At 59.1% G+C, this 20,204-nt stretch carries 20 protein-coding genes; all 20 read right to left on the reverse strand.

Going from position 1 to position 20,204, the window contains the following annotated elements; translation table 11 throughout:
• Nucleotides 1–18 precede the first annotated feature (18 nt).
• On the reverse strand, nt 19–1,647 hold the full coding sequence (der, locus tag HMPREF3056_RS07685; protein WP_046649238.1) for a ribosome biogenesis GTPase Der: 1,629 nt from the start codon (nt 1,645–1,647) through the stop codon (nt 19–21).
• Complete coding sequence (cmk, locus tag HMPREF3056_RS07690; RefSeq protein ID WP_070754480.1) at nt 1,640–2,350, reverse strand: (d)CMP kinase; 711 nt, start codon at nt 2,348–2,350, stop codon at nt 1,640–1,642. The genes der and cmk overlap by 8 nt, the downstream gene beginning before the upstream one ends.
• Nucleotides 2,350–3,267: a pseudouridine synthase gene (locus tag HMPREF3056_RS07695; protein WP_046649236.1), complete on the reverse strand. Its 918-nt coding sequence runs from the start codon at nt 3,265–3,267 to the stop codon at nt 2,350–2,352. The genes cmk and HMPREF3056_RS07695 overlap by 1 nt, the downstream gene beginning before the upstream one ends.
• Nucleotides 3,268–3,352: 85 nt before the next feature.
• Nucleotides 3,353–3,967 (reverse strand): SMC-Scp complex subunit ScpB, encoded by a 615-nt coding sequence (gene scpB / locus HMPREF3056_RS07700; RefSeq protein ID WP_070510783.1) that lies wholly within the window; start codon nt 3,965–3,967, stop codon nt 3,353–3,355.
• A 16-nt stretch (nt 3,968–3,983) separates the two neighbouring features.
• On the reverse strand, nt 3,984–4,781 hold the full coding sequence (locus HMPREF3056_RS07705; RefSeq protein WP_046649234.1) for a segregation and condensation protein A: 798 nt from the start codon (nt 4,779–4,781) through the stop codon (nt 3,984–3,986).
• Between the two features lie 9 nt (nt 4,782–4,790).
• Nucleotides 4,791–5,663, reverse strand: a complete 873-nt coding sequence (locus tag HMPREF3056_RS07710; protein ID WP_046649257.1) for a ParA family protein — start codon at nt 5,661–5,663, stop codon at nt 4,791–4,793.
• 185 nt (nt 5,664–5,848) lie between these two features.
• Nucleotides 5,849–6,937 (reverse strand): hypothetical protein, encoded by a 1,089-nt coding sequence (locus HMPREF3056_RS07715; protein WP_070754481.1) that lies wholly within the window; start codon nt 6,935–6,937, stop codon nt 5,849–5,851.
• A gap of 45 nt (nt 6,938–6,982) precedes the next feature.
• Entirely contained in the window at nt 6,983–7,861 is an 879-nt protein-coding gene (gene xerD, locus HMPREF3056_RS07720) for a site-specific tyrosine recombinase XerD (RefSeq protein WP_046649232.1), read from the reverse strand.
• Nucleotides 7,862–7,902: 41 nt separating this feature from the next.
• A complete protein-coding gene (locus tag HMPREF3056_RS07725) occupies nt 7,903–8,541 on the reverse strand; it encodes an NUDIX domain-containing protein (RefSeq protein ID WP_070754482.1) in 639 nt (212 codons plus the stop codon).
• On the reverse strand, nt 8,542–9,501 hold the full coding sequence (locus HMPREF3056_RS07730; protein WP_046649230.1) for a copper transporter: 960 nt from the start codon (nt 9,499–9,501) through the stop codon (nt 8,542–8,544).
• Entirely contained in the window at nt 9,501–10,685 is a 1,185-nt protein-coding gene (steA, locus tag HMPREF3056_RS07735; protein ID WP_049154955.1) for a putative cytokinetic ring protein SteA, read from the reverse strand. The genes HMPREF3056_RS07730 and steA overlap by 1 nt, the downstream gene beginning before the upstream one ends.
• Before the next feature lie 26 nt (nt 10,686–10,711).
• Nucleotides 10,712–12,388, reverse strand: coding sequence for a DNA repair protein RecN (gene recN / locus HMPREF3056_RS07740; RefSeq protein ID WP_070754483.1), 1,677 nt, complete (start codon nt 12,386–12,388; stop codon nt 10,712–10,714).
• Nucleotides 12,389–12,427: 39 nt separating this feature from the next.
• Nucleotides 12,428–13,309, reverse strand: coding sequence for an NAD kinase (locus HMPREF3056_RS07745; protein ID WP_046649256.1), 882 nt, complete (start codon nt 13,307–13,309; stop codon nt 12,428–12,430).
• A gap of 26 nt (nt 13,310–13,335) precedes the next feature.
• Nucleotides 13,336–14,145 (reverse strand): TlyA family RNA methyltransferase, encoded by an 810-nt coding sequence (locus HMPREF3056_RS07750; RefSeq protein WP_070754484.1) that lies wholly within the window; start codon nt 14,143–14,145, stop codon nt 13,336–13,338.
• Nucleotides 14,146–14,185: 40 nt separating this feature from the next.
• Nucleotides 14,186–14,347 carry a hypothetical protein gene (locus HMPREF3056_RS13490; protein WP_168162645.1) on the reverse strand — a complete coding sequence of 54 codons (162 nt, stop codon included), beginning with the start codon at nt 14,345–14,347 and terminating at the stop codon, nt 14,186–14,188.
• Nucleotides 14,338–15,321 (reverse strand): HAD-IIA family hydrolase, encoded by a 984-nt coding sequence (locus HMPREF3056_RS07755; RefSeq protein WP_070754485.1) that lies wholly within the window; start codon nt 15,319–15,321, stop codon nt 14,338–14,340. The genes HMPREF3056_RS13490 and HMPREF3056_RS07755 overlap by 10 nt, the downstream gene beginning before the upstream one ends.
• Nucleotides 15,321–16,271 carry a tetratricopeptide repeat protein gene (locus HMPREF3056_RS07760; RefSeq protein WP_070754486.1) on the reverse strand — a complete coding sequence of 317 codons (951 nt, stop codon included), beginning with the start codon at nt 16,269–16,271 and terminating at the stop codon, nt 15,321–15,323. Before HMPREF3056_RS07760 ends, HMPREF3056_RS07755 begins: the two co-directional genes overlap by 1 nt.
• Nucleotides 16,272–16,400: 129 nt before the next feature.
• The gene (locus HMPREF3056_RS07765; RefSeq protein ID WP_246822486.1) at nt 16,401–17,147 is read right to left on the reverse strand and encodes a complex I subunit 1 family protein; all 747 of its coding nucleotides are present in this window, start codon (nt 17,145–17,147) and stop codon (nt 16,401–16,403) included.
• A 744-nt stretch (nt 17,148–17,891) separates the two neighbouring features.
• Nucleotides 17,892–18,473, reverse strand: a complete 582-nt coding sequence (locus tag HMPREF3056_RS07770) for a hypothetical protein (RefSeq protein ID WP_083317796.1) — start codon at nt 18,471–18,473, stop codon at nt 17,892–17,894.
• 329 nt (nt 18,474–18,802) lie between these two features.
• A complete protein-coding gene (locus tag HMPREF3056_RS07775; RefSeq protein WP_141759858.1) occupies nt 18,803–19,846 on the reverse strand; it encodes a hypothetical protein in 1,044 nt (347 codons plus the stop codon).
• Between the last annotated feature and the right edge of the window lie 358 nt (nt 19,847–20,204).

A 20,204-nucleotide genomic window follows, 5' to 3' on the forward strand; every position in this document is an offset into this window, starting at 1 on the left:
GCTCTCAGCCCACACTAGCTATCGGCGTTGACGGCGCTCGCGCACGCGCACCGCGATGCGCACGGGCGAGCCATGGAAACCGAAACGCTCGCGGAACTTGCGCTCCAAATAGCGGCGATAGCCCGCATCCAAAAAGCCGGTGGTAAACAGCACGATGGTCGGCGGCTGTGTCGAGGCCTGGGTAGCGAACAGCACGCGCGGGAGGCGGTTGTTGTTCATTGGCGGCGGATTCGCAGCAATCGCCTCACGCATCCAGTTGTTGAGCTGACCAGTAGACACGCGCTGGTCCCAGCTCTCGAGAGCCTCAATCATGGCAGGCTCTAGCTTCTGCAGGGCGCGGCCAGTCTCCGCCGAGATATTCACGCGGGTCACCCATGGCAGATGCCGCAGGTTCTCATCGATTTCGCGCTCCAAGTAGTAGCGGCGATCCTCGTCCACAAGGTCCCACTTATTGAAGGCGATGACCAGGGCCTTACCGGCTTCCAGAATCATGTTGAGGACGCGCTGATCCTGCTCGGAGACTTCCTGGGAAGCGTCGATAAGCATGATGCATACCTCGGCAGCATCAATCACGCCGCGCGTGCGCAGCGAAGCGTAGTACTCATGGCCCTGCGCGTTCTTAACCTTCTTGCGCAGGCCCGCAGTATCAATGAATTTCCACAGGCGCTGATCTAGCTGCACCAAGGAGTCAACCGGGTCGACCGTCGTGCCGGCGGCATTGTCAACCACGGAGCGCTCCTCCGCCGTCAGCTTGTTTAGCAAGGAGGACTTGCCCACGTTCGGCTTGCCCACCAGCGCCACGCGGCGAGGACCAGAGGTAATCGAGGAATGACGCGGCTCCTCCGGGAACAAACGCAGAATTTCATCCAAGACGTCGGCGCCGCCGCGGCCATGCTGGGCGGATACCGGCCATGGATCACCCAATCCAAGCCCGTAAAACTCGGCCATATCTGCGTACATGGTTTCCGAGTCAAACTTGTTGGATACCAGGATGACCGGGACCTCGGAGCGCTGCAGCTTTCGAGCCATGACCGCATCGGTCTCGGTGATGCCTACCTTGGTGTCCACCACGAACACGATGACATCGGCGGTCTCCATGGCCTGTTCGGCCTGACGTGCGATGGCGGCGTGGATGCCCTTGACGTTGGGATCCCAACCACCGGTGTCCTGAACGAAGAAGCGCTGTCCGTTCCAGTCCGCCACGTAGGACACACGGTCACGAGTCACACCTGGGTGGTCCTCCACCACGGCTTCGCGGCGGCCGAGAAAGCGGTTCACCAGGGAAGACTTACCCACGTTCGGGCGGCCGACAACGGCCACTGTGCAGAGGTTTTCCTCCGTGTGCTCCTCGCCCACGCCAAAGGCGTGAGATAGCGCCTCCCACTCTTCTTCGCTGAGCGGGTTCTCACCTTCAGCGATATCTTCTTCCTCGCCGAAATCGGCTTCGCCGAACTCGGAGTCGTCGAATTCCGACTCATCGAATTCATAGTCGAAGTCCTCAGAATCGAAATCCTTCTGCGCCCACCCGCCGTGCGGATCGCGCACGACCTCTTCCTCGAGTTTGCCTACCGGGTAATGAAATTCCGTCTCGAATTCTTCCGGCTGCTGTTCGGGGTTCACGTTTGGGTTCTGCGGTCCATTAGTCATGTGAGGCCTCCTTTGCGGCCGATTCTTCGACGACGGCGATGAGGGCATCGAGGACCTCGTCTGGGGTCATCTCAGAGGTATCCACGAGTACGGCGTCCTCGGCTGGGCGCAGCGGCGAGGTGGCACGGGAGGAGTCCGCAGCGTCGCGCCGCTCGACGTCGGCAAGCACGGTGTCAAAATCCGAATCGATGCCCGCCGCACGGTTCTGATCGTGGCGGCGCTGCGCGCGGACCTCGGCGCTGGCCGTCATGAAGGCCTTAGCGGGAGCGTCAGCGAGCACCACGGTGCCGATATCGCGACCCTCCACAATGGCACGGTGTGCCTTCGCGGCAAGGTTCCGCTGCAGCTCCACGAGGTTCTGGCGTACCTCCGGGATGGCAGATACTGCCGACACGTTGCGGGTTACCTCGTCCTCGCGGATCACGCGGGAGACGTCCTCGCCGGCAAAGATGACCTGAGTGGAAGCCGGATCATCGGAGACCTCCAGAGGCAGGTTTGCGGTTGCGGCGATGACAGCGTCGGTATCCGCTGGGTCCACGCCCGCGCGCAGCACGGCAAGGGTAGCCACGCGGTACATGGCGCCGGTATCGACATACTTCGCGTCGAGGCGCTTGGCCAACGCGCGGCAGGTCGTGGACTTTCCGGTGCCCGACGGGCCATCCACGGCCAGAACGAGTCCCTGGTTTGGCATGTTTGAAATCATTACATCCCCACCGCCTTGTACAGGCTGGTTAATTCGTTGGAGTTCAATGCGCGCAAGGAGCCGGGCTTCATATCGCCCAGCTGCACGGTGTGGAGCTTGGTGCGCACAAGACGCTGGACCGGAAAGCCGGCCTCCTTCAGCATGCGGCGCACGATGTGCTTGCGGCCTTCGTGCAGCTCAAGACGCACCAGCGAATAGCCCTGGTTCTTGTCCACGATCTGCACATAATCCGCCTTCGCCGGGCCGTCTTCTAGTTCAACGCCCTCGCGCAGCTGGCGAACCAGCCTCTTATCGGCCTCACCCAAAACGGTGGCCAGGTAGGTCTTGGTGACCTCGTACTTAGGATGCATGAGGCGATTGGCCAGCTCACCGTCGTTGGTGAGCAAAAGAAGGCCCTCGGTATCCGCATCGAGGCGCCCGACGTGAAACAGGCGCTGGCCTGCCACGACCCGATCCGCTACGACATCGCCCACGCACGGACGACCCATGTCATCCGACATAGTGGACTGCATGCCGCGGGGCTTGTTGAGTACGAAGTACTGAGTTTCTTCGTTGACGTTGATGCGTGTGCCATCGACGCGGATCACGTCCGTGTTGGGGTTAACTCGGGTGCCTTGGGTGATGATGACCTGACCGTTGACCTCAACGCGGCCCTCATCGATGAGAATCTCTGCATGGCGGCGGGAGGCAACGCCGGCCTTGGCCAGCACCTTCTGGAGGCGTTCGCCTTGGTTCTGGGAATTCTTCTTAGCTTTACCGTCTACCAGCCAGTCCGCGCCCAAGTCGCGGGCGACGGAATCGGCGGTGGCCTTCTTCTTTACATGCTGATGGCGGGCCGGCTTAGCGTTCGAGACAATCATGTCGCTGTCTCGCTTTTTCTTGTCCGGTGTGCCATCGCGGCGAGCGGGTGGAGTCACGGATGTGTCCTCTCAATAGTTCTTCAATTTGCGGCGCGCGGAATCACGCCGTTGTCCGGCCGCAATCCTACCGCACGGTGGGCCTTTATGAGTAGTCCTCATCGATCTGCTCGATGTCTGGCAGCAGCGGCGCGAGGTCTGGAAGACGCTCGAGGGAATCGATTCCCAGAAGCTCCAGGAAAAGCTCAGTGGTTTCATACTGGTGTGCGTTGCCGACTGTCGGCTCGGGGCTTTCGATCTCTCGAATGAGCCCGCGCAGAAGCAGCGTGCGGACAACGCCATCGACGTTGACACCGCGAACACCAGCGACTTGGGCGCGGGTGACCGGCTGGCGGTAGGCGATGACCGCGAGGGTTTCGAGTGCGGCGCGCGAAAGCTTGGTTTGGGTCCCATCAAGCACGAACTGCTCGACGGCGTCCGCATTTTCTTTGCGGGTATAAAAACGCCATCCTTCCGGTGTCTCACGCAGGTCGATGCCAGAACCACGCTCGGTGAGCTCACGCTCCACTGCCCGCAAAGTATCTCTGACAACGGAGACCTCCGCATCTACCACGCGCGCCAGCTCTTCCGCGCTGGCGGGCGAATCGATGACCAGAAGGATCGATTCGAGGCGTGAGCGCAATTGCGGGATCAGCGGAAGAGCCGCCGGTGCGCTCGGCACTGGGGCCTCACTGTGTACTGCGGGTGACGTGTCCTCCATGAGTCGGTAGCGTACCTTAATCCCAGTTCGCCGCCGCAACAACGGCCGGATCCACGTCGAGCCCTGTCCACGACAGTTCCAACGGGCCCAAGGATTCTGGTTGGGACGCATCCACAGCCTTGGCTTTGTACAGCTCCAGCAATGCCAAGAAGCGGCCCACCACTTCCATGGAAATGGTGCAGTCCCGCGTTAACGCATCAAAGCTCATCCATTGCCCTGTGCCTAACAGCTTGAGCGTGGTAAGGATTTTTCCAGCCTGTTCCGGCACAGAGACGGCGACTTGGTGGATGTGACCGGTCGCGACTTCCTCGGGAGGCTTGGGGCGGAATACCCCGGCGGCGAGTTCCGCGAACGTGGCTGGGGTGTGTCCAAGTTTGACAGGTGGAAGAAGCTCGCTGAAGCGCTCCTCCATCGCCACCGCACGTGGATAGCGGCGCTGGGCGGCGCGCTGCCACTGCGCAAACTGGTCAGCGACCTGCTTATAAGCCTTATACTGCAGCAACCGCGCGAAAAGCAGATCTCGGGTCTCCAGCAGTTCGAGGTCCTCAAGGTCATCGACCTCGCCGCGCGGCAATAGACGCGCCGCCTTCAGATCCAACAGCGTAGCGGCGATGAGCAGAAATTCCGTCGTCTCGTCCAGGTCCGCGGTCTCCCCCAACGCTCGGGTATAGGCCACGAACTCATCGGTAACCTCAGACAGCGCCACCTCGGTGACATCTAGCTTTTTCGCTTGAATGAGCTGGAGCAGCAGATCGAACGGACCCTCAAAATTGCCCAGCGCGATGCGAAAGCCGGTGATCTCCGGTTGGGTCATAATAGGCGGCTAGCCGTTGGCCCGCTCAATGACCTCTTTAGCTAGGTCGCGGTATTGCTTGGCAGCCTGCGAGCTCGGTGCCCAAGTGGTAATCGGCTCACCGGCTACCGAGGTCTCTGGGAAACGCACGGTCCGCGTAATCACCGTGTCGAAGACCTTGTCCCCGAAGTACTCGACTACCCGGTCCATGACTTCGCGGGCGTGACGGGTGCGACGGTCAAACATGGTGACCAGAATGCCCATGATCTCTAGGTCGAAATTGATGCGGTCAGCAACCTTCTCCACGGTGTCGGTCAACAGCGCGAGACCGCGCAGGGAGAAGAACTCGCATTCCATCGGGATAATGACGCCTTGCGAGCAGGCCAGCGCATTGACCGTGAGCAGGCCTAGGGAAGGCTGGCAGTCAATGATGATGAAGTCATAGTCCTTGCGTACCGGGCGCAGCGCTCGGGCCAAGGTGTGCTCGCGGCCCACCTCGTTGACCATCTGAATCTCTGCGGCGGAAAGATCAATGTTGGCCGGAACCAGGTCGAGCCCCGCCACGCCGGTGTGCACGATGGCAGAATGCACCGAGACCTCACTATCGAGCATGACGTCGTAGATAGTGTCCTGAATCTGATCATGCGTCAGCCCTAATCCGGCGGACAGAGCGCCCTGCGGGTCCAAGTCAACGAGGAGGACTTTACGCCCCAACTCCGCCAAGCATGCTCCCATATTGATCGTGGACGTGGTTTTCCCCACGCCACCTTTCTGGTTGCACATGGAGATAATCGTGGCGGGACCATGCTTTTCCAATGGCTCTGGTTCCGGAAGCTCCCGCAGTGGCCGGCCGGTCAACCCGACCTGTGTTTCGGAGGCCTCAAACAGTCCCTCGTCGCTCACAGTCACACCTGCTTCCTTGACCTGTACGGCTCTAGTTAGGCCATCTTCGCGTTAGCCCTGCGGCACTCACCGGCGCCGCACTCTTACATCCTTGTGATTATAGGGTACCCCCTTGAGCACCCGCATCGCGATTATAGCCAGCAAAAGCCGCCACATAAAGCCTGGAAGCTAGACGACGAGAGCTTTTACTTCCGGTTCGAACGGAACCGACGGAGTGCGAACCCAGCGACCAATGCGATGATGCCGAGTGCCGCAATCCCCGCTATCACCGCGCCGGCGCCAAGGCCCGTATCAGTGCCTGATTCTTCGCTAGCTGTCGTGGCGCTGTCGCTGTCAAGCTGCTGCTCCGGAGGCACCTCGGTGGTGTGCTCCCGGGTTGGGTCTGTGAGTGTCACCACCAGCTCTGCCGACTGGGTGTCCTCGTTGATGAACTGCATGATGAAGGGGTTGTCGGGTTCCATGCCCTCTGGGTAGGTCAGGGTCATGGTGCGCGAGCCCTTATCAATGTCGCGTTTCACGCCCTCGATGAACTCCCCTTCCGCGTTGAGATAACGCAGCGTGACGCCTTCATCCTCAAGATGCTTGAAACGGTTGTAAAGGTCCAGTGCTTGTTTCAAACCTAGCTTGGCGTGAATGGTCTGGCCTTCGATGGTGGATTCTAGGTTGACATAGGACGTGTGGGAATCATCCACGCCTTCCCAGCCACGGCCCGTACGGAGCGGTTGCGCGTGGCCGGTGCTGGAACTATCCGCACCGGTCACCGCTCCGCCATCGCTTGTATCGTCTGTGACGTCGCCGTTTCCACCCAGTTCTTCGTTACCTTGCTGGTTCTCTGCGTCCCCCGGCCCCGGCTGGCCACCACCAAGGCGCCCCGGATCGACACTTTCGGCAGCGTCGTTGAGTTCCTCGGCGGTGACATCGGCGTCAGCAACGAGCACGATGGTCATGGTCACGCCCTGATAGGTCACCGGAACGGTAATCTGTCCACCTGCTGGCGGGGCCGTCACCGTAGCAGTGCCACCTGAGGCGCTCACATTCCACCCATCGGCAGCCACGGAGACGTCGACAGGCACCGGCAGGGAAACCGTCGTGGTTTGTCCAGCCGGCACGGGGATGGTGGCATCCTGAGCATGGGCAACTGCCGCGCCGAGCCCGGGGATCCCGCCCTTCGCGCTCACCGGGTTGGCCGCAACACCGGCAAGTGGAAATACGGTGAGCGCGAGAGCAATCGCAGCCCCGCGAAAGGTCCGGGAAGCGCGAGCAGATGAAGTCATAGAAATCCTTTTCATTGATGTAAATCGAACTGAGTCTAGGCGCCTTTAGGCGCGTGGATGAGCAGTACGCCACACCTCGCGAAGCGAATCCGCAGTCACGTGCGTGTAAATCTGCGTCGTCGTCACGGAAGAATGACCCAGCAGTTCCTGAACTGTACGCACATCCGCACCACCCTCCAGCAGGTGGGTAGCAAAGGAGTGACGCAGGGTGTGCGGAGAGATGTTGGCGCTCAAGTGCGCGCGCTGTGCAGCGGACTTGATGGCGGCCCATGCGCTTTGCCGTGACAGGGCCTTGCCCCGGGTGTTGAGGAATAGCGCGTGAGAGGCTCCAGTTGCTAAGACCGGCCGTGCCCGCACGAGGTAATGCTCGACCGCTCTTACCGCGTGCGAACCCAACGGAACGAGGCGTTGCTTATCGCCCTTGCCGCTCAGCAGCAGAATATCGCGCACGGTCGTCGGCCCCTCAGCCGTTACGTCATCCACGCTCAAGGAGATCACTTCGGAGATGCGCGCGCCCGTGCCGTAGAGAACCTCCAGCAAAGCGCGATCGCGGATGTCTATGGGGGTTGCGGATTCATCAGTGGGAATGGCGGTGAGCAAAGTCTCGACGTCCTCCACGCTGAGGGTCTCCGGTAGCGCTTGGGCCCGCTTGGGCGGCGAAACCTCCGCCGCGACGTCTTCTTCAATCATCCCCTCCGCGAGCGCAAATTTATGCAGCCCACGCGCGACGATCAGCGCTCGACTGGCCGAGGACTGGGCGAGGGATTCACGCAGGTACATGAGGTAGTTCTCCACGTGCGCGCGAGAAACCTGGCGCAAATCCGTGATCCCAGATTCCGCTAGCCACGACACGTAGCGATTGATGTCACGCCGGTAATTACTCACCGTGTTCTTCGAGGCACCTTTTTCCACCATGAGGTGCATCAGCCACGCTTGCCCAGCGGCAGCAGCAGGAGTCGTGCTGCTCACAGCTTCTTCAAATCCGGTCCGGTACGCCGGCTAGCCAGCGACTGCGGCCGCAACTCGAAAGGTGAATCAACCGGCCGCGGTGTGCGTCCTTCACGCACACAGGCATAGGCGGCGAGAATTCCGGCCACTGCAATAGAGTTCACAATCTCGCCGGCGAGGATACGATCGACGGCCTCCGCTAGCGGCACCCACGAAAACCCCATGTCGGCCTCTTCATCACCTGTGGCCTCGAGCTTGGCGACGTCCCGCAGCCCACGCGCCACGAACACCCGTACGGCTTCTTCACAAAAGCCCGGGGAGGTCACCAGATCGGTCAACACACCCCAGTCCTCGGCGGCCAGTCCGGCCTCCTCTTGGAGTTCGCGTTGTGCGGCACTGAGCTCATCTTCACCTTTGACGTCGAGCAAACCAGCTGGCAGCTCCCACAGGCGTTTGCCCACACTGTGGCGGTACTGCTCCACCATGGCGACGCGGTTGTCCTCGTCCAAAGCCATAACGGCCACGGCACCGAGGTGCTCGACGATCTCCCGCTGCGCCACGACATCTCCCGGCATCACAACGTCATCACGGCGGACGGCGATAATGGGGGCGTCGACAAGCAGCTCGCTTCCCACCGTACGAAACTCGTGTGGCATTTAGAGATCCTTCGGCAGCGCCGGCGCTGCGCCCTCGGCATTCGCTGCAGAACCGTACACGCCGCGGCCGCCATCGAGCTGCTCCTTGACGGCCAAGACGCTGGCCATCTGGGAGACCGGGTGGTCGATGGAGTCCACGGTGCTAATCCCAGTCTTGGCCGCCCGGAGCTTTTCCAACACTCCGCCATCCCCTGCGGACTGCACGCGCCCGGCATACACCATGGCGGCGTCCGCGGACTCGAAACCTTCCAGGAACTTGACGGTGGTGTCGATAGTGTACTTCTTGCCAGCGCTGTCTTCGTCTTCTCCCGGTGTCAGGCCGCCGCCGACGATTACGACCGCCTGAGCGGGCAGGATCGTGCCATCCTTGTAATCGATGTAGCCGGCATCGCGCAAGGCACGCAGCAAGGTCGCCCGATCGTCGACGGTGGCAAGCGGTTGGGTGGTCTTAGCATCCATCATCAGCCCGGCAGCAAGCGCTTGGCCGGCATGAGTACCGGCATCGATCTTCTTCTTATCGAGCTTCGCTCCTGCCGGCAGCGTGGTGGTGACGAGGGACAACAACTTGTCTGCGGATTCCTGGGCCAAGAATTTTTCGGTCAGTTTAATGCTTCCAGCGTCGGTGGAATCGGCGGAGCCTAGAAGATCCTTCACAGCCGTGACATCGGCATCATTGGCGTCGGGCATGCTGAGTACCATGACCGGACGCTGGACTAGAGTGCCGTCGACGACGTAACGGCCGAGGTCCCCCATCACGGAATCAGCGGAATCCAGCTGGGCCTTCGCAATGTTGTGGTCAAGCACCAGCTTGCTGTATTTTTCTCGGACCTCGTCGTTGGACTCCCCACCGCGCCCCGGGGTGGAGTCCATGTTCGGTGCGATGACCAACGTGCCCAACGCAATACCAATGGCTGCACCGAAGCCAAGGCCGGTGACAATCAGGGATTTAGGCGAACCCATTATTTAAACCACCCCTGCACGCTCAACGCGAAGTTGTTCCACGTATCGATCAGGTTCTGCAGGAATGATTCATCGCCACCCAGGCCCACGATGAGGATGACCACGGCCAGCGCCACGAAAATGCCCAGCAGGGCCCACATCCACCCCATTGCGCCGGAATTCGGCGCGGCGTAGAGGTTGATGACGGCGTCCGCGTCCACGAGGCGCGTACCTGCCTTCATATGGCATAACAGGGCTGCGGGCGTGGCAGTCGGCTCGTTGGCAAAGATGTCATCGAGATCGAGGGCGCCCCCAACCTGCACAATCATCTGCGCTTCGTGGTAGTCCGCGAGCAGGAGTGCAAGATCCGTTGCTGAGTCTGTCGCAGCCGGGAATGTCATCGCGCCGATTCCCAGATCCTGAATGCGCTCGAGTCCTTCCGCAGTGCCGTCCGGCTCAGCTGGGAGAATAACTTGGGCACCACTGCGCAGGGTTTCAGAGCTCACTTCCGAAGGATTTCCCACGATGAAGTTAGGCTGATAGCCCAGCTCAACCAACGTATCTGCGGCAGAGTCGACACCGATGATGACGGGTTCATACTCGCGGATGAAGTTGCGCAGCAGCGTGAGCTTTTTGCGGTGCTCCTCAGAGGGCGACACCACGAGGACCTTGCGTCCCGCCATGACGGAACCAGCATCCGGAACGCCAAGGCCATCGATGAGGAGCGGGCCTTCGGAGTGGATGAACTCGATGGAATTGCCAAAGTAGGCTTCCATATGGTCGATAAGTTCGCGTTGCGCGGAGGAGAAGTTCTTCTCCGCGCGGTCCCGGGTAACCACCGTTCCAGAAGACAGCTGGGTATCCCCCACATACACCGTCCCGTCCTCAGTAAGACGCGCCTTCTTCCCGTCCTTGAAGTTGCTGACGAAATCTTGGCCCACGCCCTCGATAAGGGTGACGTCGGCGTCGAGAAGCATGTGCGGGCCATAGTTCGGAATGGAGCCGGTAGAAAACTCCGCCACGTTAATCACAGCAGCTGGTTTCATATCCACGAGGGTCTGGGCCTCTTGGCGGGAGATGTTGGCGGCGTTGATGACTGCGAAGTCACCGGCGCTGAACTTCTTCATGCCCTTGCCACCCGGGGTGCAATCACGCAGCGCGCCGTGTTCTCCAGGCAGATCGGTGTTACGGGAAAACAGACTCATGCCTGACAGTTTCCCCTGTTAGGCGCTCAATGTGTGGAAGGCGCGCGGAAACTCTCTACTTCTGCTTGAGCCCGGTCGAAGAGCTCCTGGGCATGCGCGCGGCCAGTCGCGGTGTCATCAAGACCAGCGAGCATGCGGGCGAGTTCCTCGACGCGTTCCTCGGCGCTCAAATCCGCCACGCCTGAGGTGAATTTCTCCTTGGACACGTGCAGGTGCGAATCCGCATAGGCAGCCACTTGGGGCAGGTGGGTCACGCAAATGACCTGGTTGGTGATGGACAGCCGCGCTAGCCGACGCCCAATCTCCACCGCCGCGCGACCACCCACGCCGGCGTCCACTTCGTCGAAGACCAAGGTGGTGCCGTCGCCGCTGGCGAGTACCACTTCCATCGCTAGCATGACGCGGGAGAGCTCACCGCCGGAGGCGGCCGAGGCCAAGGGCTTTCCGTTGAGTTGGAATTCCACTTCATCCGCGCCCGTCTTGGAGTACTTCGCCTTGTGCACGGCGACCGTCAGTATGGAATGAGGCATGGCCAAGCCGTGAATCTCCTCGGTGACCTGCGAGCCCAGCTTCTTCGCTGCCTTGGTGCGGGCGGCGGTGAGCTTCTCGGCCTTAGCCACCATTGTCTTTTCGGCCGCCATTACCTCCTTCTTCAATGCTTCGAGGGCCTCGGTGGAGGTGTCCAACGTCGCGAGTTTCGCTTCTGCCGCGTCACGCCAGGCCAACACCCCATCGATGTCTGCGGCATACTTACGTGTCAGGCGCTTGAGCTCCTGTTGGCGCTGCAGGGATTCCTCGAGGAGGTTGGGATCTGCGGGGAGATTTCCCAGATACGTGGTGAGCTCAGCGGCAATATCGGTCAATTGCGTGGTGACCTCGCTCAATCGCTCCCCGAGCCGCGCGAGTTCGACGTCGCTGGCCCCAGCCAATGCGGTTTCAGCGGTGCCGACGAGGTTGACGGCGGTGTCCTCATCACCGAAACCTTCCCCGCCGTCGAGAGCGCTCAGCGCGGTGGCGGCTCCCTCGCGCAGGGCATCAACATCCTGCAGGCGCTTAATGAGGGTCACGAGCTCTGCGTCCTCGCCCGGTTCCGGGTCAAGGTCCGAAATCTCCGTTATCGCGAACTGGAGCCGGTCGACTTCCTGTGCCATCTCACGCCGTGATTCTGTACGGCGCTGGTAGTCCTTGGCCAACGCGCGCCAGCGGCTAAATGCCTGGGTATATGCCTCGCGGACCGCGTCGACTGCAGGGTCGAAGCGGTCAATGGCCGCCAGCTGTTGATCAGTAGACAACAGCCTCAGCTGATCGTTTTGCCCGTGGACGGTAATGAGATGGGAAGCGAACTCCCCCAGCGTCGCCGCTGGCACCGCTCGCCCACCCAGGTAGGCCCGCGAGCGTCCCGCAGCCGACACCGTGCGGGAGGCGATGTATTCGCCGTTCTCATCGGGCTCTCCCCCGGCTTCCTCGACTAGTTCCGCCACGGCCTTCGAGTCAGAAGAAAAGTGCCCTTCGACGGCAGCTTTGGAGGCTCCTTCGCGCACGCGCGAGGCATCAGCGCGCCCTCCCGCGAGCAGGCGCAAGCCGGTCACCACCATGGTCTTGCCAGCACCGGTTTCACCAGTGAGCACGGTGAGCCCCTGCGAAAGCTCCGCGGTGGAGCTTTCAATTACACCGAGATCAGAAATGCTGATATCAACGAGCACGGAGAGTTATCTTCCTTCCTGGTTACGCGCTAGAGCAGGTTAATGCCGCGGTCCGCGCCAGCCTTCCACGGGAAGGCGCAGCTTGGACACAAGCCGGTCAGTGAAAGGCTGGTGGTCAAGGCGAACCCACCGCACCGGCCGTTCACCGCGCACGATTTCCACGCGTGAGCCTGGGGGCATGGAGATTTCCCGAAAACCATCGAGGATCACCACGGCGGGAGTCGTTGCCGATGCCGATTCCACCGCTACCTGTGAATCCGGAGACACCACGAGCGGCTTGGTAAACAATGCGTGCGCGTTATTCGGCACCACCAGGATGGCATCGAGCGAAGGCCACAGCACAGGGCCGCCGGCGGAGAAGGCATAAGCCGTGGAGCCCGTAGGGGTAGAAATAAGTACACCGTCGCACCCAAAAGCGGATACTGGGCGGCCATCCACTTCGAGGATGGCATCAAGCACTCCGGACCTGTTGAGGTTTTCAATCGACGCCTCATTCAGCGCCCAGCTGCGCTCACGCAACGCGCCTTCCGAATCGAAGACGCTCACGTCGATGGTCAGGCGGTCTTCGACGTCATAGGACTGCTCGATGACGCGCACGAGCGCACGGTCTAGGGACTCCGCTTCCCATTCTGCGAGGAAGCCCACGTGCCCCAAGTTGATGCCCAACACCGGAACGTCCACGGCGCGGGCCATATCCGCAGCGCGCAAGAACGTGCCATCGCCTCCGAGCACCAACACCAGTTCGCAGCCCTCTGCTGCCGCTGGTGTATGCCGGACGTGCTGCAGCCCGGGAAGCACAGTATCCGCAGCACAGACGCGCACCTTAATGCCTGCCTCCTGCAGCAGCTCCGCGGCCCGGTGGGTGGCGGCAAGGTTTTCCTCGCGACTGGCGTGCGGGACAAGAAGAATTTCACGGCGCATGGTGCCATCCGCGGCGCTGGTAGTGCTCACTGAGGTCCTTCCTTAATTGCCGTTTCGATGAGTACGTCCAGCCTATCCTCCGGGGTGGACATCCCGTCCTTGACCAGCCAGAGGAAATACTCGACGTTACCGCTCGGTCCCGGTAGCGGGGAGGCAGCCACACCTTTTACGCTTAGGCCGAGCTCCTGAGCGAAGACCGCCACGTCCTTGGTTACTTCCCCGCGAAGCTCGGGTGACCTCACCACGCCGCCGGCGCCAATACGGTCCTTACCTACTTCAAACTGTGGCTTGACCATGGGCAGTAACCACGCGCCATCGACCATGCACTCCACGATGGCCGGAAGCACCAATTTCAAGGAGATAAAAGATAAGTCACCCACCATGGCATCGCACGGCCCACCGGTCTGCTCTAGGGTCAGATTACGAATATTCGTGCGGTCTAACACGGTAACGCGCTCATCGTTTTGCAGGCGCCACAACAGCTGCCCGTAGCCCACGTCAACCGATAACACCTCCGCGGCACCGCGGCGTAAACAGACATCGGTAAACCCACCGGTCGACGCTCCTGCGTCCAACACGCGCTTGCCCTTCAGATCCACGTCAAAGGCTTCAAATGCGCCCAAGAGCTTGTGTGCGCCTCGCGACGCCCAGTCATCCCCCTCACTGGCCTCCACCTTGATGGATACCTCTGGTTCCACCACCGTGGCGGGTTTGGTGGCCTTGAAACCACCAACCGTCACGCGGCCGGCCTTGATCATCTCAACAGCGTGCTCACGTGAGCGCGCGATCTTTCGGCGTACCAACTCCGCGTCAAGACGGCGACGTTGCGGTGGCATAGACAGGTCCTCTTTCCCCTACATTCCTTGGTGTAAAGCGCTAGTTGTCTTGAAGCGCATCCCGCAGCACGGTGTGAGCACGGTCCAGCTGGACCAGCTCCTGCTCAAGAGTTTCCGATGGCTCGTTAAGAATCGCAGCGATGGACGCATCCAGCTTTTCTGGGGCAAGCACCGCCCGCGGGTCATGGGGCTTTACCGCCATGTGGATACTACTCTTTCAGCGGCCTCGCTCCGCGGCTGAATATAGCGAGGAGGCTCAGCGCCCGCCCAGGCTACTTCCAAAACCGTGCGCAGCGCCTCGACCGAAGTCGACTTCTCATCGCCTCCTTGAAGGACAATGTCATAGCCGTCATACCGAGCCCGGAATCCGCCCTGGGCTCCTGGCCGTGCCTGTGCTTCCGAGAGTGAGAGCTCGTGGAAGCCCGCGCCGATGAAATTGGGACGTGCCTCCGGAATGGCTTCAATAAGCGCCAGCTCACGAGACACACCGGTCAACACGTGGAACGTATCCATCGCTGCGTTATTACCACCGACGATATCGGTGTCCAGACGGTCGCCGACAGCAAGGGGTTTGGCCGACCCCACCAGCTTGGCCGCCTGCGTAAACATAGCGGGCTCCGGTTTGCCTGCAGAAATAGGTTCAACGCCCGTGGTCGAAACAACAGCCGCGACGAGCGAGCCATTACCCACGGCCATTCCTCGCTCCGTCGGCAGCGACGTATCGAGGTTGGAGGCGTAGTATTTCGCACCTTGATTGATAGCAAATGCCCCCTCGGAAAGCTGTTCCCAACCGACCGACTTATCCATGCCTTGCAACACTGCCGCAGGCTTATCATCGGCGCTGTCGACTACTTCGAACCCTGCCTCACGGGCCAGAGTGCGGAATGAGTCAGCGCCGATGACAAGAACCTTGGTTCCTGCCGGGAAGTCCTCACGGGCAATCTTGACTGCGGCTTGCGCGGAGGTAACAACACGGTTGGCATCCGTTTTCAGTCCAATTTCTCCGAGCATGCCAGCCACGGTCTGGGGGCTGCGGGAAGCATTGTTCGTCACGTACACCGCGGGAACACCGCAGGAGTTAATAACGTCAACGACGCACTGGAGGGCCTGTCCTCCCTCCCACACGGTTCCGTCAAGATCTAGCAGCAGCGAATCGTGGGTCTTGAGAATACTCATTATTTACATTCGGCCAGGCGCTCCGCGGCGTCGGTCCAGTCTCCTTCATCGATGTCAACCGCATGCTGGAACCATTCCTGTGCCTCATCCTTACGGCCGGCCTCCAGCAGGGCATTGGCGTAAGCATAAGTAAGGCGGCAGGCAGACACACCTGTGGCGTCCTTGTTCGGCTGCGCGCGCTGAATCGTGACCACAGCAGAATCTGCTTGACCCATGTCTAAGCGTGCACCTGCAGCCACGATTGCCAACTCGATGGCATCCTCCGGTGCCAGCTCCTTGGCCTCTTCGCTGCGCCACAGCTCCACGGCCTTCTCTGGGCGACCAAGGCCGCGTTCACAATCCGCCATCACGGCAAGCAATCCAGGGCCACCGGAAATGCGGCGCGCAGCACGCAACTCCGCCAGAGCTTCCTTCCACTCCCCAGCACGGTAGGCGGCGATTCCATTCATTTCACGCGCAACCGATACGCGTCCAGCGCGATCCTTTGCCGCGCGCGCGTGGCGAAGTGACAGCTGCGGGTCATCATCAAGCCACGTTGCCGCCATAATGAGATGCTTGGCCACTGCTTCGGAGTTTTCCTTCGATAGCGAGGAGAGGTCCTGCAGCACAGAAGGATCCAGGTCAGTGATATCGATATCAGATGGCAGATCCGGGTCCGTCATGCGGCGATTGATCCGCTCCTCACGGTAACCCGAACGCTGCGGATGCGAGGCCTTGTGCTTATCACGATCGTGGCCCTGCCGATCGTTGCGGCGATCCCCACGACGAGGTTTAGCACCAGCGCGACCGCCACGGCGATCATCGCGGCGATCGCCGCGACGCTCTTCTCGACGCCCCGATGCGCCGCCACGCTTCTCAAACTTCCGGCCACCAGAGCGGTTGTTTCCCCGGTTGCTTTCCGAGGAACCTTCGCGGCCACGCTCGTGGTCGCGGGAGTTAGATTCAGACATTAAATCCATGCACTTTCTGCGGTAGACGCGTCCGTATGTACCGAACCAGTGTACAGGTCAGCGGCCCGAAACCGGCAATGCACCGACTGGTGAGTGAAATGACCCACAACCATGGCTAATAGTCAAAATTCACGGGCCATCAGGCAAGGAATCAAGCCGATCCAATGGCCAACCATGCCGAACGCGATCCAAGCCCGCAGCCACCTGTGAAGCGGACAGCCCATGTTCCACGCTTCCGTCGTCCAACGGCCGACCACGAACGACGGCCCAGAATGTCCACCCATTATTGCGGATTGCATCAAGGCGAATACCCTGGCGGTCACGCACCATGACAGCGCCTTCCCTAATCATTCGGTCCAACCTCAGCCCCTCCACGGACACCTCGAGCATCCGGGACTCGCCGTTTGGCGCCACGACCAACGCCTTCGTGGCATAAAAATTCCCTTTCTTCCCACGCCTGGCATTCTCCTCATCGTGAAAAAGACTGCCAAGGAGTACCGGATAAAAATCGATCCAGCCATTCTTCCAGGCCCTATTAATGCGAAGAGCAAACAGCGCATGTTTAGCGATGAGAAACAAAAAATAAAGGAGCGACGCGCCAAGAAGAAACGCCAAGAGACCCGGAACCTTGAAGCTGTTAAGAAGCAAGCCCACAAAGAAGATGAGTCCCGCTGCCAAGACCATCGCTCCGAAAAACACAAGCCCACCACGGATATCGCGCACTTGCGGAACAGGCTCTACTGATTCAAAGACCGGACAAAGGTTGTAGGGAGAGGGGTTCTCGTTCTTTCTCCCGTAGGGAACAGCCTTCAGTTCCTTCAGAAAGACCGGGTTATAAGAATGAGTAAAAGAAGCCGAAGTCTGCGGGAACCTCATCGCGTTCTCCTTCGCTATCCCGCCAAAAGTTGATACCGACCTCATTCTAGTTATAAAGCACGAAAAGGAAACGACATCCCGCTATCAATACAGTGCTGGTGGCCAACGATTTACGGGAGCGCTAAAGACTTAAAACGTCAGGCATGTAGTCCCTTAAATGACGAGGTTATGGGGTTCAGGAACCCGTGTGATTGCTTGTCCTCAGGCCTATGAACGCAAACTTAGAAGTGCACTCATGAAGGTCACCAATGATTCCAGATCGAGGAGAAGTACAAGCTGATTTGAAAGACCTGCCCCCTTAGCCGCCGCATTCATTCACTTGTTCTAAAATGTCAATTTGGGGTAGTTGGTACCGCGAGTCCGCGTAGTTGGTACCGGTGTTCCGTGTATCCGGTACTGCATGGGGTTTTCTTTCATAGTTGATGTTGGCGACACCACAATCCGCTGGTGTTGCGTCAACTTCTACTTGGAAGGAGCTGTATCTCGGCGGTGCATGTCGGTGTCAACGTCTAGGGGTATTGAGCAGAGTGATATTTAGCCCGCTGCGTTCGGCTTGGTCGATGTGGATTTTGTCAGGAAACCAGGATGAGGCCGCCGATCCAGCTAAGGAAACGAACGGGGCCTATCGGTGCCAAATGGTGCCAAATGGTGCTACCCTAGTGTTATTGCCACCTGTTACGACAGGATCGGAAGAAGACCCTGGGACCCCAGCCGGACGACTGGACCCAGGGTCTTCGCCTGCCTCTAGAGGGAATCCGGGGTGGGACGGTTGAGGACCACTTTCTCGTGCAGCTTCTCCCAGTACTGCTCTTCCCCTAGATGGACGGAGTTCAGTGCTCCCAGAACGGCATCTGGAATCCAGAGCAGGGGATCATCGCCACCGCGTACGTGTCGCAGTCGGATGCCAGCACTTTGTCCCTGGCCCTGCAGGGCAACTATATGGGCGACGTCTCGCCTGTTTTGTGCTTCTTGCCGGCTTTCCAAAGTGACGTTGTGGACGTGCATGTCGGAGAGCTCGAAGTACATCTGCTCCAAGCATTTCCTGCGGTGCCTCTCCGTCTTTTTGCTCACTTCACTCTGGTGGGTGATGATCGCTTGCATGGAGTCGATCTCAGAAAGGGTGTCCACGATTTTTCGGCGTCGGCTATTACGTTCGTCGGTCCAGTGAAGTTTGACCTGGCCAGGAAGTCGTAGTGGACGCAGCTCCTCGCGTATTTTTTCCAAGTCTTGAGTGTCGATGATGGTTGCACACACCATGTACTCCTGCCGGTCTGGGGGTCTAAGGGCGGAGGACTCATCGATGTAGGCGACTAGCTGTGATTCCACCCTGAAATTGTAGCCCGTCCGGGCCGACGCCCCCCTCGGCCCGGTACCAACTACCCGGAACACGGCAGTACCGAGTCCCCAGAACACCGGTACCAAAAACTCGCATCTGACAAAAACGCTGGTCGCAAATAAACCATTCCAATAGACGGCCACCGACACTGCTAATAGACTAATTCACTCGACCAGACGGACTACTAGGGCTCGCGCATGGGTGCGTCGAAGTTCGCGCTCGTGCGCACTGCATCCAAGATTCATGTCGTGGGTACCAGCGCCCACGTCTATTCCTACTGTTAATTCTCGGGCTTTCGAAGATATCCTTCATTATGAATTTACACACCTACTACTTCGTAAATTTTTGCACCTATTAAATTTGCAAACCCGATCCCAAAAGCTGACGCCATCGAAAATATAGCTACCACAAATGTCCGATCTTTATCATCACCTTTCTCATACTGAAACTGCCAAGCCATAATAGTTGCGAACGTCCGGGCGGTATGATTTAAGCAGAATACCGCCATCAAGGCTAATGAAAAGACAATCATTGATTGTAAGAGCACAGCACTGCTAACTAAGAGAATCCCGCCGAACACCCCCAAAGCAACTGCTAGCAAGAGTAAGGCGAAATTTGAAGCCCCACCTCCTTCCTTGAAGCGAGAGTTCTTCTGGATAACATAATTGATCGCAATTTCTATAAATACAGAGCACAATAGCAACCAACTAAGCTTACTTCCCTTGGATGCCAGTATGTACGGCACTAGAACGGAACCGGTTGTGACAATTGCGAATGTAACAAAGACCTTTAGACAAGAAATCCATACATCTGTTGCCAATGAAAATCTGACGGAAACTGAAGCTCGGCGTACAACGTCGACCCCTTGATTTTGCTTCAATACTTGCGTCGCGAGCATACAAACAAAATATCCAAAAATCCCAAGCAACGAAGCAAAGGTTCGAATCGAGATATCAAAAAGCAGAACGCATGATACGGTGGCTGTCCCAAGTAGAACGACAGTCAACGTTGCTGTTCGTAGCCCAATTTTGAAACTAACTAGCTCCTCTTTTTGCAGGTAACGTGGAGGAAGAGCACCTCTCAGAGGCGAAACAAACCTTCCAAGCAAAAAGATTCCAACCAAAGCACCCATCAATGGGATTTGACCAGGGACTATTCCAAGAACAACATATGCGACAACCTGAAAAATCTGCACACAGCCGAGAACCCTAGCTTCGCCCACGACATCTCCGAGACGTGCAAGCGGCAACGACAGAATTGTCCCAATAACAATGCCCGTGCCCACCGCATGCAAAGCACCTTGACCATCAAGACCAGATTCTACTGTCAGGTAACCTACAGAAGCTGCAAGAAATGAAGTCACGTACGCATCCACAAGAACATTCACTCTGATTACAGTTGCAGGAGAGAGCATTTTCCTTAAGAGCATCTCAAGACACCTCCAACTGGATTTCTACGAATGACAACTCAATGCTTGTGACATTAGAAAACTGAGCGACGAATCCGTCCACCGAATCTCGTAGCCCGGGCTAGATCCGCAAAAAGCAACGCCGAACGCTAATTCAACCATTTTGATTAGTGTAGCCTGACTTGGCTCAAATTAGTGCCGAAGGGTTGGGGCGGTGATGTTGTCGACGAGGGTTTGGATTTCCGGGGGTAGTGGTACTGCGGCGTGGATGGTTTCGCCGCCAACGACGAGTTGAAAGCTGCGGTATTTCTTG

Origin of the sequence: Corynebacterium sp. HMSC056F09 (assembly GCF_001815785.1) — a bacterium.
In the GTDB taxonomy this organism is placed as follows: Bacteria; Actinomycetota; Actinomycetes; order Mycobacteriales; family Mycobacteriaceae; genus Corynebacterium; species Corynebacterium hiratae.